Origin of the sequence: beta proteobacterium MWH-UniP1 (assembly GCA_036362785.1) — a bacterium.
Lineage (GTDB): Bacteria > Pseudomonadota > Gammaproteobacteria > Burkholderiales > Burkholderiaceae_A > Lacustribacter.
On the sequence record CP143625.1, the window covers coordinates 1,894,277 to 1,910,085 of the forward strand.

The following is a 15,809-nucleotide window of genomic DNA, read 5'->3' on the forward strand; positions in this document are numbered from 1 at the left end:
TTTACGTGAACCGCCTCTTACATCTGCCTGACGCACGTTTCGTCACATTCGTCTCCAGTTTTAAAACGTCCTTAGCCCAGGGCGAAAAACATCTCTCTACCCGAATCTGGTCCCTCATTGGCAATGGACAGCCAATGAGAAGAACGCTCTTACTGCTGGCGATCATTCCAATGGTGGTGGTACTGATTGCTCTTGGGCTATCCATCACCCATGTTGTGCGAAAGCAAATAGAAAAAGAGCGAGGCGAGCAGCTCAGGACTTATGCCGCTTACTATGCCGAGAGTCTTGACCAATCGGTTCGTCGTCACTTAGTCGATATCAAATCTCGTGCGGCCTTGCTAGCAACGTTCAACTTACACGATGACCACTCGCAACTCGCAACATGGATGTATACCGTTCAGAGCCAAGTCACCGACTACGCCTGGATTAGCTTTGCTGATCGTCATGGGCAGGTGCGGGTCTCCACTCGCCCGACAAACCCTCAAAATGACGTCAGGGCAACATCATGGTTTCAATATGGGCTGACACAGCCAGCAGTCATTGAAGCACCCACTACCAGCCCTTCCCTAGACAATGCATCCGGTCCGTCAGACAGCAATCCGAAAGCTATTCATTTGGTTGCCCCTGTTTATAGCCGGCAAAGTGATGTCGCGGGTGTGCTCAAGGGGCATTTGGATTGGAATTGGCTCGTTAGTCAGCACAAACGGTTTCTACAACAAGTCGCGCCAAACCAAAATATCGAGGTGTTTATCGCCGCAGCAGATGGTCAGGCCAATCTCGTCTCCGCTGACACCACGAGCTTTGCACTACATAAAATCGGCAGCTTTCAGCTCGCCCAAACGGGCGACCCCGGCTGGCACAGAGAGACTTGGCCAGATGGAAAAGATTATTTGGTAGGTTATGCCAAATCTGAACAGCTTCAGGGCCTTCATGGCGCAGGCTGGACGACCCTGGTCCGCGTGCCTGCAGGCGCTATTTATGGGCCTATCGACCAGCTCATCAACGGTCTATGGCTATTAATTATCGCGACTATCGTTGGCTTTGTGCTGATGACACGCCTGCTGTTGCGAGTCACCCTCCAACCCATCGAGCAATTGGTCAGCACGATCAACACAGTGGCAGACCACGGAGGGGTGATCCCCACCGGAGGGCCTGCCCCAAGTGAGTTTCAGGTGCTGACGCACGCCGCCAATCGAATGATCCAAGCAGTCCAAGACCGTGAGACGGCCAATCAAGCAAAAACCCAGCTTATTGCCGACATGAGCCATGAAATTCGTACGCCACTTCACGGATTGATTGGACACGCAGAACTGCTGAAGGGACGACTCCAAAGCCCACAAGATCAGGCAGATGTCAGTCGGATGATTAACTGCGCAAAAGACATGACCGCACTGGTGAACGATGCCATCGATTTGGCTGCACTTGAGCAGCGAGAAGTTCAACTCAACCCCCAGCCAATCCTCTTAAAAGAGTTGGTCGAATTTAACGCAGAAATTTTTCGGTCGCTGGCAACGCAACAGGGCCTGTATTTCGACTTGGAAATCACCGCCGATGCGAACCTGCGACTGCTCGCCGACCGGCTTCGATTTGGGCAGGTTCTGCGCAATCTGTTTTCTAATGCAGTGAAGTTTACGGTCCATGGCGGTGTCCGGGTAACTGTAGAAGCGGTGCCGCTTGATTCAAAGGAGACCGATGTGTCTCAAGGCACTCGCGGGGAAGTGATGCTCAAGATTGACGTACGGGATAGCGGTATCGGGATTCCAAAAGATCAGCAATCAAGAATTTTTGATCGGTATCGTCGCGCCCATACCGCAACGGCCGACCATCAAAACGACTCCAAAATCGGAACTGGGCTGGGTCTGTCCGTGACCAAAGGTCTGGTCGAGTCCATGCGGGGCAGCATTGTCGTGGAATCAGAACCAGGCTGCGGCACTCGCGTGACCGTAGATCTAAAGCTACGAGTTGCGCCTGCAGACGCGGCCACATCAGAACCACAAATGCTCCCCAAAAATCCGTGCGGGTTGCGCGTGCTTCTTATTGAAGACAGTCGACAAAACCTGGACGTGATGGAACGATGGCTGACACAACAGGGCCATCAAGTTATGACCGCCCAATCAGGGTCGTCGGGCTTGGGCCTGATCATCGAACAAACTTTCGATTTGATTTTGCTTGATATCGACCTGCCAGACATGAATGGGCGTGAACTGGCACAACGTGTTCGTAATAGTTCGCATGCGAATGCCAGGGCGAAAATCTTCGCCGTATCAGGGCTAGCCTTTGACGAAGATCGTCAGGCCTCGCTGGCGGCCGGCATTGATCAGCACATCAGCAAACCCTTGGACTTTGATCTTTTTCGTCATCAACTCGCCCTGCTTAAGCGAAACACTTTCGGATCGGCATAAAAGTCCTCGGCCTGATTTGCCGCATCCCATCCCGGCACCCCCATAACGGGTAATGGGCGAAAGATGGCTGTGTTCATCCCAAGGTGGACGCGGTCCGAGAGCACAACATCAAGTTGGTGTCGATCGCGACTAGACATCTCTTGCACAATCGCGTGGCCGGTAATCGCCTTATAAGGGCTTGCGAGTTTTTCTAAAAGCGCATGACCAAACGGAACAAGATGCCACCGCGTGTGCCAATGTGAACGATTCTTTAAAAAGAGCGTTTGCCAATCATGTAAATCCAAGGCGGCCTGCAACTCATTGGCGGACTCTTGGGCCAAGACAACGACAAGATTTTCGTCCCACAGGGTGGCTGCATCGCGCACCGGCCCTCGTTTGCCTGTCATGCCAAGCCGATCAAGCTCACTAGCCTGCACGGCATTTAGCTTTGCCTTGGTTTTCGGAAACGTTAGCCACATCAAGGCGTTATAACGATCATGCAGATTGTCCCGAGTCGGGACCTCGCCGGTCTTCGCGATCCAGGACTCGTAGGCGATACCACTGGGAAGTTGAGACTGGGGCACGAAGGACAGGGGTGCCCCCCGGCCGCTCACGATGCCCGTGCCCTGCGCACGATCATTAAGCCAACTCAGTAGCCGATCAAATGACAGGCCATGAATTGCCGCGAGCACCTCAGCATCAAATGATTGCCACCACGGCGATTGGTGTTGCAGCGAATCAGACAAGGCCTTGAAAACGCCAGGCCAAGCGCTCGCCAGAGGCAAGGGGCACGATCTGGCCTTCAGCATACGGGAGTACTGCATCAATCTGTTGGCCAGACTTCTGAAGAGTAATTTTCGATGTATTGCGGGGTAGGCGATAAAAATCTGGCCCATAAAAACTTGCAAACCCCTCGAATCGGTCAATGGCATTAACGGACTCAAACGCCTGTAAATACAACTCTAAGGCATAGGGTGCCGAAAAGCAGCCGGCGCAGCCACAAGCAGCTTCTTTGGTCGACTGTTCATGGGGCGCGCTATCCGTGCCAAGAAAAAATTTAGGGCTGCCACTGGTGGCAACCTGCAACAGCGCCTGTCGATGCACCTCGCGCTTCAAAATCGGCAAGCAGTACCAATGCGGACGAATGCCGCCCTGAAAAAGCGCATTACGACTGTACAAAAGATGTTGCGGTGTGATCGTGGCCGCGATCGGACCAGATGCATCGCGAACGAAGTGTGCGGCTTCTCGCGTGGTGATATGTTCAAACACAATCCGAAGCTCAGGAAAGTCGTGCCGAAGTGGTGCAAGCACCTGATCAATAAACACGGCTTCCCGATCAAACACATCAATTTCAGATGCGGTCACTTCGCCATGAACACAAAGCGGCATGCCGGCTTGTTGCATGGCTTCTAATACCCGATAGCAATGCTTGATGTCCGTAACGCCGCTATCAGAATTGGTGGTGGCGCCCGCGGGATAGAGTTTGACTGCCTTGACAACCTGACTGTCGGCGGCACGACGAATCTCATCGGCCGAAGTGTTGTCTGTTAAATAGAGTGTCATGAGCGGCTCAAAGCCATAGCCCTGCTCAAGCAGGCTTTTGGGAATCATGCTGGTAATGCGTTCAGCGTAGGCGATCGCCTGATCCGTCGTGGTGACTGGCGGTCGCAGATTGGGCATGACAATCGCACGGGCAAACTGCCGAACGGTATACGGCAATACCGATGCCATCTGCTGTCCATCACGCAGATGCAGATGCCAATCATCGGGACGGGTAATGGTGAGTTGTTGTTCCACAGTTAGAGCACCACGATGGCGCGATAGTCATTCACATTGGTTCGAGTTGGGCCTGTTGTAATCACGGCATTCATTGGTTCGAATAGACCCAGACCATTATTGTCGTCGAGTAGCGCCCTCAATGACATGCCCTGCTGCCTTGCTCGCCGCACGGTATCGGGCATAAGTACGGCGCCGGCGTGTGGGCTCACCCCATCAATACCATCGGTGTCGGCAGCGACCGCAGCAATCCGGTCGGCCACGCCCAACTCATCGGTCGCCAGGGCCAAGGCCAGCAAGAACTCCACGCATCGGCCGCCACGGCCCTTGCCGCGAACCGTGACTGTACATTCCCCGCCCGAAATGAGTGCCACGGGGCGTTTCATCTGGGGATCAGAAAAAAGCGACAACTCCCTTACCCAGGATGCGTAGACCCCAGCCACATCTCGGGCCTCGCCGGTAACAGCATCACCGAGAATAACGGGCCGGATTCCCGCTTGCGCGAAAACCTGTGCGGCAGCCTGCAGACTGGCCCTGGCCGTTGCAATAACACGCGTATCCGAATGCGCCAATCGGGCATCCCCTGGTTTTGGTGTTTCAGGAATCTGGCCATTCGCCCCGGCCTGCAGATGTCGCGCGATCGAATCCGGCGGTGTCACGCCCCAACGGCGCAACACGTCCAACGCATCTGCATACGTGCTCGGGTCTGGGGAACAAGGGCCCGACGCAATTGCCGAGGGGTCGTCCCCCACCACATCCGAGATCACCAGACCACAAACGGGCGCACGAGACGCCAAGGCAAGGTGCCCCCCCTGAATTTTCGAGAGATGTTTACGAACAATATTCATGTCCGTAATCGGCGCACCCGACTTTAAGAGTTGTTGGGTGAGCGTTTTAAGATCAGCCATGCTGACATCTGCTACAGGCAAGGCCAGCAGACTCGAACCACCACCGGAGATTAAAACGATCAATTGATCTTGCGCAGTGAGTGCCGAGACACGATTCAAAATCTCTTGCGCCGCCCGCTCACCCGCCTGATCTGGCACCGGATGTCCAGCCTCGATGCATTCGATACGTTTCAGGGGCAGTCCGTGGACATAGCGGGTAATGACGATTCCTGACAATGGCGCATCGGGGGGCCACGCCGCCTCAACGGCAGCCGCCATACTGGCCGCAGCCTTGCCAGCGCCAACGACCAGTGTCTTGCCAGACCTGGGCGGCTGCGGAAGATGTGCAGCAACAATCTTGAGTGGATCTGCGGCCGCAACTGCCGCATCAAAACTGCTTCGCAGCAGCTGTTCTATCGCGGAGGCGGTGTTGATGCCCAAATTTGTTAAACAACTTTTGCGCAGGCCACGGCGTTGGCAATCGCCTTGCCCACATCTACCGTGTTGGCCGTGCCGCCAAGATCTCGGGTCTTCGGACCAGAACGCAAAACTTCTTCAATGGCTTGCAAGATCACATCGTGGGCCTTGGGGTAGCCAAGAAAATCCAGCATCATGGCGGCTGACCAGATCTGGGCGATTGGGTTCGCAACGCCTTTCCCGGCAATATCCGGAGCCGAACCATGAACCGGCTCAAACAAAGACGGATAGCGACGGTCAGGGTTGAGATTGGCCGAAGGCGCAATACCAATCGTGCCGGTGCAGGCTGGGCCAAGGTCCGACAAAATATCACCAAACAAATTACTGGCCACCACCACATCAAACCAGTCGGGATGAAGCACAAAATTCGCCGTCAGGATGTCGATGTGGTACTTATCGACCTTTACATCGGGGAACTGCTTGGCCATCTCAACCACTCGGTTGTCCCACCAAGGCATGGTGATCGCAATGCCGTTTGATTTTGTTGCCGATGTGAGGTGTTTTTTGGGCCGCTTCTGGGCTAGCTCAAACGCAAACTTCAAAATACGGTCGGTACCGAACTTACTCATGACCGTCTCCTGAACGGCGACTTCACGTTCCGTGCCCGGAAACATAATGCCGCCCACCGCAGAGTATTCCCCCTCGGTATTTTCGCGGACTACAAAAAAATCAATATCGCCCGGCTCGCGGCCCGCCAAGGGACACCTCACACCGGGCATAAGACGCACCGGCCGCAGGTTGACGTACTGATCAAAGTCGCGACGAAACTTCAGCAGCGACCCCCAAAGGGATACATGGTCTGGCACCGTTGCGGGCCAGCCCACAGCGCCAAAAAAGATCGCATCATGGCTGCCGATCTGCTCTTTCCAGTCTGCCGGCATCATGTCGCCGTGCTTTAGGTAGTAATCACAAGAGGCGAAATCAAATTCATCAATGGCCAGTTTGATGCCAAATTTTCTGGCAGCTTCATCGAGAACACGCAGGCCCTCGGGCATGACTTCCGTGCCAATTCCGTCTCCTGGAATGGCGGCAATTCGAAATGTAGACATGGCGTTCTTTACGATTTAGTGGCTCAGAATCTTGGACAAAAATTCCTGGGCACGTGGGCTGCGCGGCGCACCAAAGAACTCGTCTTTACTGCAGTCCTCCACGATCTTACCGGCGTCCATAAAGACAACTCGGTCCGAGACTTTTCTGGCAAAACCCATCTCGTGAGTCACCACCATCATGGTCATGCCCTCTTTGGCAAGTGCCACCATGACATCCAACACTTCGTTGACCATCTCGGGGTCTAGGGCCGATGTGGGTTCGTCAAACAGCATGGCCTTAGGGTCCATGGCCAATGCCCGGGCAATGGCCACACGCTGCTGCTGCCCACCAGAAAGTTGGCCGGGAAACTTGCTAGCATGAACACTCAGACCAACCCGTTCCAGCAAAGACTTGGCTTTTTGATTGGCCTCATCTTGAGACCGGCCAAGCACCTTGACCTGACCAATCGTCAGATTTTCCATTACAGACAGGTGGGGGAAGAGTTCAAAGTGCTGAAACACCATGCCAATGTGCGAGCGAAGCTTTGGCAGGTTGGTCTTTGGGTCTCCGACCGACACGCCGTCAAATAAGAGTTCCCCTTTTTGAAAAGGCTCGAGACCGTTGGCACATTTAATCAGGGTTGACTTGCCAGAACCAGAGGGGCCGCAGACCACCACCACCTCGCCCTTAGACACATGGGTCGTGCAGTCATCAAGAACTTGAAAAGAGCCATACCACTTACTAACGTTTTTAAATTCGATCATGGACGAAACCGTTTCTAAATTATCGAATGATGGAGATCCGAGCCTGTAAGCGTCGGACATACCAAGATGCTGTGAAGCAGATGATGAAATACACAAAGGCCGCAAAGGTGTACATCTCAACAAGTCGACCGTCACGGTTGGCCACCTTGACCGCAGCGCCCAAGAAGTCGGTGCTGGAAATCACGTACACCAAAGATGTGTCCTGAAACAGAATAATGGTCTGTGTCAGCAGCACTGGCAGCATGTTCCGAAATGCCTGAGGTAGCACCACATAAGACATGGTCTGACGATAATTCAGGCCAATGGCGTAGCCGGCAGCCACCTGCCCTTTGGGAATCGACTGAATACCGGCCCGCATGATCTCGCAGTAAAAGGCCGCCTCAAACATAGTGAAGGTAATCAAGGCGCTGGCAAACGCACCCACCTTAATCGGCTGATTGCTGCCCGTAAGCCAGCCGCCAATATAGGGCACCAAAAAGAAGAACCAGAAAATCACCAACACCAGGGGCAGCGAGCGCATGAAATTGACATAAGCGGTTGCCACACCGCTGAGCACGCGATTCGACGAGAGCCGCATTAATGCCAACAATGTTCCCAACACCACGCCACCCAACATGGCCAGCGCAGTCAAGGTCAAAGAAAAGGTCATGCCATCTCGAAAGAGATAGACGAAAGACCTCTGAATAACATCAAAATCGTAATTACCGAACATGATCAGTGCCCCGCTTGCGGCACTTGGCCAGGAGATCCAATAAACCCTGGCACGCGCAACTTCTGTTCCACAACACGCATCGCCATGACCACCAGAAGGTTCACCACCAGATAAATCGCCGTTGCTGCAGCAAAGGCCTCGAAGACTTGGAAGCTGAATTCCTGCATTGCACGGGCGCGCGCAGTGAGCTCCATGAGACCAATCGTCAAGGCCAGTGACGTGTTTTTGATTGTGTTTAAAAATTCAGATGTCAACGGCGGCAAAATGATTCGAAACACCATCGGTAGCAACACATAACGATAAGTCTGAAAGCGCGTGAGCCCGATGGCAAGACCGGCCATCTGCTGCCCCCTTGGCAAAGACTGAATGCCCGAGCGCACCTGTTCGGCGACTCGGACCGACATGAAGAGGCCCAGGCAAAGAACTGCAGGCACCATGGAGGCCCAGGGCGGCGGCATCTGTTTGATGGCGGTACCCAGATCTTGCGGCAACATCTCCGGCAGCACGAAATACCACAAAAACATCTGGACCAGCAAAGGAATGTTTCTAAACAACTCAATATAGGCAAAACAAATTCGCTCAATTCCTTTGTGCCCGGTGGTACGCAAGGTGCCCACCACAACGCCAATGATTAATGCCAAGGTCCAGGCAAAAATGGCGGTCACCACAGTCCAGCCCAGCCCCCCAATGAGATACGAGAGATACGTTCCCGACGCGCCCGGCTCGAGCTCGAAAAATATTCCCCAATTCCAGTTGTAATTCATAACTATGTGACCTTTTCTAGATCAGGCGTTATTCAAACACGCCGTTACTGCTGCCTTGGCCAACGCAACCGTTGCATCGATACAGAGATGTTGGGTGGACAGCTTATCCACCACCAATGGTAACTCGGTGCAACCCAAGATCAGCCGCTGGGCACCACTTGCGAGCAATTCCTGTGCCACCTGATCGACAATTTTAGCCGCTGCGTCGTGTTGGCCCGATTTTAAAAAGGCGATCGCTGCCGCTAAGGCCTGCTGCGACGCCGCCTGCGGCACAACCAGACGCAGCCCCAAGGCCGCAAGCCGGTCCGCGTAAAACCCGGATTGGACCGTGCCATGCGTGGCCAGTAGCCCCACACAACGAACGGGAGTTTCAGACTGGGCCAACTGCGCATGTACGGCATCAGCGATATGAATAATTGGGATGGCAGTGCTTTCCTGCAGCTCGCGATACCAATGGTGGGCCGTATTGCAGGCAATCACAATCTGCTGGGCACCCATTTGCTCCAGCCCACGTATGGCTTGAGCCATCGCGACAAGAGGGGATTCACCACCACCAATAATCGCAGCAGTTCGATCGGGAATCTGAGGCACATTCCAGACCACCACTGGCAAATGTTCTTGGTCTTTCTTCGCAGGGGTTAAACGAAGAACTTTCATTTGCAAATCAATGGCGGCTTCCGGTCCCATTCCACCCAAAATTCCAAGTCGCTTCACACTCATTTCCTGTTATTGATAATTCTCAATCAGAATGAAAAAGGGGAACCCGAGGCTCCCCTTTTTGAACAACTAAACTGCCCGAATTACTCGTAAGCTTTCGGATCTGGCGAATCCGTGGGCTTGGCCACAACCTTTTTCAGGTTGGCGCTCATGGGAATATTCATGGTGATGTTCTTCGGCGGGATCGGCTTTAAAAACCACTTGTCGTAGATCTTGTTGATCTCACCCGAAGCCATCAAATCTTTAATGACTTTATCTGCCAAGGCCTTGAACTTAGGATCGTCTTTGCGAACCATGATGCCATAGGGCTCCACCGACAAAGCTTCTTCGGAGATTTCAAAGTCGCCAGGGTTCTTGGAAGTTGCTACCAAGCCAGCCAGCAAAATGTCATCCATTGCGAAGGCTGCGGCACGGCCCGTTTCCACCATCAGGAAGGCTTCAGCATGGCCGTTTGCTGACACGATGTTCACGCCAAGATTCTTTGCCGCATTGATCTCGGTCACGCCCTTGATGTTGGTCGTACCCGCAGTGGACACCAGGGTCTTACCCTTTAAGTCCGCCAGCTTTTTGATGCCGGAGTTCTTTTTGTAAACGATGCGGTTTGCCGTTACGAAGGTGGTGGGCAGATAAGACACCTGCTTTTGACGATCGGCGTTATTGGTGGTGGAGCCGCACTCGATATCGACAGTGCCATTGGCCAACAGAGGAATACGGTTTGCAGAGGTCACCAACTGGTACTTCACATCCAGGTTGGGCATGCTCAGTTCTTTTTTAACGGCATCAACAACCTTCATGCAGAGATCCATGGAATAACCAATGGGACGCTGTTTGTCGTCGTAGTAGGACAAAGGGATAGATGCATCACGGTGTCCGATCGTGAACGATCCAGACGACTTTACTTTGGCCAATGTATCAGCAGCAGCGGTGCCGGATACGGCCAACGCAGCAATGCCCATTGCCAAAACGGCAAATTGCTTTTTCATAAACTCACCTCGAGGTTAAAAAATAAAATCTAACACCTAATGGTACAAGCTATCATTGGGCAGATCGGTCACTACCCTAGAGAATCAGGGAAACTACTGATTTGCCCCAATCTGGCGCCGAACAGGATTCATTGCGGTGCATGAAAGGATTCTCGTGCCTGCAACTCCCACAACTCGGCATAGCGGCCACGTTTGGCCAAAAGATCTGCATGACAGCCTGATTCCACCACCCGACCGTCTTCTAAAACCACGATCTGGTCTGCGTCCACAATGGTGGACAGCCGGTGGGCAATCACCATGGTGGTGCGGCCGCGGGAGATTTCCATCAGTTCTTGCTGGATCGCCTTCTCAGACTCAGAGTCCAGGGCCGAGGTTGCCTCGTCAAAAATGAGCAGTGCCGGCCGCTTTAAAAGCGCCCTGGCAATGGCCACGCGTTGCTTCTCCCCGCCAGAGAGTTTCAAGCCCCGTTCACCCACCCGAGTGGCCATACCATCGGGCAAAGACGCAATAAATCGGGCCAAATGGGCGGCGTCAGCCACTGCGGCCACTTCCGCGTCAGAGGCGCTTGGCCGACCATAACGAATGTTGTATTCCAGAGTGTCGTTAAACAACACCGTATCCTGGGGCACGATACCGATTGCGGCCCGAAGCGATGCCTGGGTGACCGACCGAATATCTTGGCCATCGATTCGGATCGCGCCATCCCCAATGTCATAAAACCGATACAGCAATCGTGACAGGGTCGATTTGCCAGCGCCCGATGAGCCAACGATTGCGGTGGTTTTCCCTGCCGGAAGTACAAGATCAACCCCCTTGAGAATTGGCCGGGCGGGATCATAAGCAAAGGAGACATTCTCAAACCGGACTTCGCCCTGCGAAATCTGCAAAGGCCGGGCATTGGGGTCGTCGTCAATCTCGCGGTGCTCTGCCATCAAGCCAAACATCCGCTCCATGTCGGCCAAGCTTTGTTTAATTTCTCGGTACAGAACACCGAGAAAGTTCAGGGGAATGTAGAGCTGGATCATGAAGGCATTCACCAGCACGAGATCGCCAAGGCTCATGCGGCCTTCGACCACGCCAACGGCCGCCCGCCAGACCATGAGTGTGACCGCTACTGAAATAATCAGGGCCTGACCAACATTTAAAACAGACAAAGATGTCTGGCTTTTAATGGCGGCTTCCTGCCAACGCTCCATGCTCTGGTCATATCGCCGTGCCTCGAACTGCTCATTATTGAAGTACTTCACAGTTTCGTAGTTCAACAACGAATCCACAGCCCGGGTGTTGGCGCGGGAATCCAAATCATTCATGGTGCGGCGAAAATTAGTCCGCCATTCCGTGACCGCAAAGGTATAGACCACGTAGAGCACCAAGGCGACTACGGTGATGACTGCGAACCAGATCTCGTAATGCAGCACCAACCAGGTCAACACCATTGCCACTTCGATGATGGTGGGCAGAATCGAATACAGCGTGAACGACACCAGGCTCGACACACCACGCGTACCACGCTCGATATCACGCGTTAGCCCCCCGGTCTGGCGATCCAGGTGAAAGCGCATAGATAACGCATGCAAATGCTCAAAGACCTTGAGTGCAATGCGCCGAACCGCCTGCTGCGTGACCCGGGCAAAGACGACCTCCCGGAGTTCAGTAAACAGTGTCGACATGACCCGCATCAGGCCATAGGCCATGACCAGCCCAACCGGCACGGCCAGCAAGGTCAACTCTGGCTTGACGCTCACTGCATCAACAATGTCTTTCAGAATAATCGGTACAGCAACGTTGGCCACTTTGGCCAGCACCAGAAACGACAGGGCAATGCCCACACGCCATTTGTACTGCCATAAATAAGGCAGCAGTGTTTTTAAAGTCTGCCACTCACCCTTGGGAGCGCCAGGGGGAGATGGGTAGGCCTTGGTGGGACGTTCAACAGCAGAGTAGTGACGCATCTTCCAATCTTACACAGAGGCAATCCAGCCCTCGAGCGGGTCTAGATCAGTGGGGAAACCATAGCCCGGCGTTGCCATCGCATGCGCGGCCTGCAAAGCACAGATGGCAGCATCCATTAGGTCGCCAGAACCGTCTGCAATGAATTTCTTGTGCCAGCTCGCGCTAAGCGACAATGCCACCGAAAGGCCCGCCTGGCCATCAACCAGCGCTGAGACAATCTGCCGACGAACGGCCCGGCGCTCTGGCGTTTGTTTGGCCGGGTCATCACTCTTATAAGAAAGTTTGGATACTTTTCTGGCTGTGAACCCAGGATAGGCCTCGAGGGCTACGCGCCGTTGATCAGACGCATCACGGCCAAGGAAAAGCCCAGGCACATGCAGGCCAGACTCAAGAATTCGGGGGGCTCCCGCATGCAGCATCCAGGCCACCGGGGGATTGGTCCATCGCATCGCCGGGCTTGAACCGGCAGGCTTATCCGTGCGCCGATAGACATATTTATTGCCAACTGGTCGGGCATCACAAAACATTTTGAAATGCTGGCGCAGACTCTCTCGCGACTGGCTTGCGTACCAACGAATAAAATCCGGCCACTCGGTAGGCCAGCCATAATGTTCAATCAATGGCCGTGGCAGACTGAATGGCAAATCAAATCCGGCCACCCAAGGGCCCGGGTGCATCAAAAAATCTTCAAAGGCTTGCAGGCTTGTCAGGCCGACCACCTGATCCAAGAAATAAACCCCACCACGCACTTCCCCCACAGCCACCGTAATCGGTTTACGAGTGCTTGGCGCGGAACTGAAGTCCACGCCATAAACCCGCGTCGATACGGATGAGCCCGCCAGTGGTGTCGGTGCCGACGGATCCATTTAACGAATCCGAAACCCGGTGCCGCTAAAGGCGATAAAAATTCGCAACGCCATGAGTGAAAATGTAATGGCCGCCGCCCGCGCCAGGCCGCGCAAAGGACCACGCCGAACCACCAAGGGTTCGCGCTTTGCTGAAATGGATATCGCTGCCTCTAACTTTTCCCGAAGCTGCGCCGTTGCGCTGGCGTCATCGGCCACCAGATTGGCTTCCAGAGAGAGCATGAGCGAAAAAGGATCGATATTCGATGAGCCCACCGTCATTGCATCATCGATCACAGCAACCTTGGCATGCAAAAAACTCTCAGTATATTCATAGATCTCAATACCCGCCGCCACCAACTCGCCAATGAGTGCTTGCGTCGCCCAATGGGTCCACCATTGGTCGCTGTTGCCTTGCAAGAGCAGCCGAACACGAACACCGCGGCCGGCGGCCTCGATCAAGGCCTGCCGAAAACGGTAGGTGGGTACAAAATAAGCATTCGCGATAAGAACGTCCCGCTTAGCAAAACGAATCTTCCACAAATACCAGCTCTCGATGCTGCGCCGATGACGCAGATTGTCTCGCAGCAACAGTCGCGAGCGCCGTGACACATATTTCCGAGCGGGCGGCCCCCGCCAGCGTAGATGTCGGCGCGTACTACGCCAGGCCTGACGGACCCGAATCAGTTCTTCGGCACGGCGCTCTGATTCCAGCAGCCGCTTAAGACTGCCACGCAGTGAGTTGCGTAAGCTCGTGCGCCACCACAGCCGACGCATCACCCGAGACATGGCATTGATCACTCGGGCCGAGCTAACCCTGACAGCGAAATCTAGTCTTGGCGACTTCAGATCCCCATGTACAAGATCAAAACGATCCCCAATCAAATTGATGCCACCAATAAAACCGACACGCTCGTCGATCATGACAAGCTTGCGATGAATACGCCGCCATGTCTTTGGCGCGAGCCAACGAACACCAGGCCGATAAAGTTCCACCTCGACTCCGCTGGTATCGAGCCGCTGCCCAACCCACGCCATGGCACCGGCTGCGCCAAAACCATCAAGCACCACATGCACACGCAGTCCGCGTTTGGCGGCCCGCACCAATGCCGCAAGCACCTCATTGGTGGGCGGGTCGTCGTGAATCAGATAAGACTCAAGATAAATCGCATGCTGGGCACGATCAATCTCGCTGATCAAAGCTGGGAAATACTCGTCAGCGCCTTGCAAGATTTCAATCAGTGGTGTGCCGAGTTCAGCCACGTTTCAGCTCAAGATCAACAATTACGGGCACATGGTCGGAAAGCTTTGACCAGCCACGAGCGTTGTGGATTTCAGGGGCTGCCTGACGGGCAGTGCCGCAAAAAAGAACTGAAAACCCCCGCTGGAAAATACGGTCCATGCGCATCAGGGGCATCAGGCTTGGAAAGGTCCGCAGTGGCCGCCTTCTTCCAGAACGCATGACCTCGGCCATGCCAATCTCAGTGACCAAACGATGGCCAAGCACCAAGCGCCAATCATTAAAGTCACCGGCAATAAGCACTGGCGCATTGGCGGATACTTCCTGCTGTATCCATTGCACAAGGGCCGTCTCTTGACGCCTGCGACTTCCTGAGAATAAGCCAAAATGCACTACAAACACATGGACATGCTGGCCATGAACATCTAAGACGGCATGTAGCGTTGCCCGCTGCTCTAACACATGGTCAGAAAAATCCCGTGTCTCGGTCGACACGATTGGGTAGCGACTCAGGATTGCATTTCCGTGGTGGCCATGCAGATAACTGGCCGTAGTGGCATAGGCAACGTAATAGCCAGATGGGGCCAGAAAATCATGTTGGCCACTGCTTGGCCAATCGCGATAGCGAAGGGCGTGGCGATCATGGCGCCCCTGGACTTCTTGCAGGCAGATCACATCTGCGCCGAGCTGATGAATCGCTGATTGCACCTCGTGGATACTCAGCTGTCGTCTGAGCTTTGGCAAAGCGCGTTGTCGCCCTTTGTGAATGTTGTAAGTGGCCAGTCGAAGTTGTGGTGGCGTTACGGAAAGGCGGCTCGGAAGTTCTCGAATCGCCTTGGCGTTACTCCATGAAAAACAACGCTCTGCGGCTTCCTGCCAGGGCAACCACTGATAAGAAAGGTGCTCTCGCGGAGCAAGTCGAACCGCGATGCTTTTCGGCACACAGACACTAAACACATGCTCGGTGTTGTGCGTGACGCCATCGGGATAGCGATGACGCCAATGCGGAAAAATTTCATAAACCTGCTGAAAGCCCCAATCCATTAGTGGTTCAACGGCAGGATCATCCAGCCCAATTCCTGTTTCTTCGAATAACTCTCGTCGCGCCGTCTCGGCCAATGGTTCGTCATAAGAATCGCGACTTCCGGTAACAGACTGCCAAAAGCCTGGATGGTCGGCACGCTCGAGCAACAAGACGTCCATGTCCGAGGAATGGATGATTACAAGAACCGACTGTGGAATTTTGGTGCCTGCCATGGAATAAAAGCGGCAATCTACGTT

At 54.1% G+C, this 15,809-nt stretch carries 14 protein-coding genes; 1 reads left to right on the forward strand and 13 read right to left on the reverse strand.

Annotation, left to right across the window (positions count from 1 at the left end; translation table 11 throughout):
• Nucleotides 1–134: 134 nt before the first annotated feature.
• Entirely contained in the window at nucleotides 135–2,402 is a 2,268-nt protein-coding gene (locus AOB54_09325) for an ATP-binding protein (protein ID WVN41659.1), read from the forward strand.
• On the opposite strand, the gene AOB54_09330 is transcribed toward AOB54_09325, so the two are convergent.
• From AOB54_09330 to nudB, 13 genes are all read right to left on the reverse strand, one after another.
• Nucleotides 2,360–3,127: a DUF3025 domain-containing protein gene (locus tag AOB54_09330; protein ID WVN41660.1), complete on the reverse strand. Its 768-nt coding sequence runs from the start codon at nucleotides 3,125–3,127 to the stop codon at nucleotides 2,360–2,362. The genes AOB54_09325 and AOB54_09330 overlap by 43 nt on opposite strands.
• Nucleotides 3,120–4,178: a dihydroorotase gene (gene pyrC, locus AOB54_09335; protein ID WVN41661.1), complete on the reverse strand. Its 1,059-nt coding sequence runs from the start codon at nucleotides 4,176–4,178 to the stop codon at nucleotides 3,120–3,122. Before pyrC ends, AOB54_09330 begins: the two co-directional genes overlap by 8 nt.
• Before the next feature lie 2 nt (nucleotides 4,179–4,180).
• Nucleotides 4,181–5,479: a glycerate kinase gene (locus tag AOB54_09340; GenBank protein ID WVN42824.1), complete on the reverse strand. Its 1,299-nt coding sequence runs from the start codon at nucleotides 5,477–5,479 to the stop codon at nucleotides 4,181–4,183.
• 11 nt (nucleotides 5,480–5,490) lie between these two features.
• A complete protein-coding gene (locus AOB54_09345) occupies nucleotides 5,491–6,570 on the reverse strand; it encodes a tartrate dehydrogenase (GenBank protein WVN41662.1) in 1,080 nt (359 codons plus the stop codon).
• A 15-nt stretch (nucleotides 6,571–6,585) separates the two neighbouring features.
• Nucleotides 6,586–7,314 (reverse strand): amino acid ABC transporter ATP-binding protein, encoded by a 729-nt coding sequence (locus tag AOB54_09350; protein WVN41663.1) that lies wholly within the window; start codon nucleotides 7,312–7,314, stop codon nucleotides 6,586–6,588.
• A gap of 19 nt (nucleotides 7,315–7,333) precedes the next feature.
• Entirely contained in the window at nucleotides 7,334–8,026 is a 693-nt protein-coding gene (locus AOB54_09355; protein ID WVN41664.1) for an amino acid ABC transporter permease, read from the reverse strand.
• A 2-nt stretch (nucleotides 8,027–8,028) separates the two neighbouring features.
• A complete protein-coding gene (locus AOB54_09360; GenBank protein WVN41665.1) occupies nucleotides 8,029–8,790 on the reverse strand; it encodes an amino acid ABC transporter permease in 762 nt (253 codons plus the stop codon).
• A 21-nt stretch (nucleotides 8,791–8,811) separates the two neighbouring features.
• Entirely contained in the window at nucleotides 8,812–9,510 is a 699-nt protein-coding gene (locus AOB54_09365; protein WVN41666.1) for an amino acid racemase, read from the reverse strand.
• Between the two features lie 80 nt (nucleotides 9,511–9,590).
• Nucleotides 9,591–10,463: an amino acid ABC transporter substrate-binding protein gene (locus AOB54_09370; protein WVN42825.1), complete on the reverse strand. Its 873-nt coding sequence runs from the start codon at nucleotides 10,461–10,463 to the stop codon at nucleotides 9,591–9,593.
• A 155-nt stretch (nucleotides 10,464–10,618) separates the two neighbouring features.
• Complete coding sequence (locus AOB54_09375; GenBank protein ID WVN41667.1) at nucleotides 10,619–12,442, reverse strand: ABC transporter ATP-binding protein/permease; 1,824 nt, start codon at nucleotides 12,440–12,442, stop codon at nucleotides 10,619–10,621.
• Nucleotides 12,443–12,451: 9 nt separating this feature from the next.
• Nucleotides 12,452–13,309: a DUF429 domain-containing protein gene (locus AOB54_09380; protein ID WVN41668.1), complete on the reverse strand. Its 858-nt coding sequence runs from the start codon at nucleotides 13,307–13,309 to the stop codon at nucleotides 12,452–12,454.
• Nucleotides 13,310–14,551, reverse strand: coding sequence for a phospholipase D-like domain-containing protein (locus AOB54_09385; GenBank protein ID WVN41669.1), 1,242 nt, complete (start codon nucleotides 14,549–14,551; stop codon nucleotides 13,310–13,312).
• Nucleotides 14,544–15,785 (reverse strand): dihydroneopterin triphosphate diphosphatase, encoded by a 1,242-nt coding sequence (gene nudB / locus AOB54_09390; GenBank protein ID WVN41670.1) that lies wholly within the window; start codon nucleotides 15,783–15,785, stop codon nucleotides 14,544–14,546. The genes AOB54_09385 and nudB overlap by 8 nt, the downstream gene beginning before the upstream one ends.
• Between the last annotated feature and the right edge of the window lie 24 nt (nucleotides 15,786–15,809).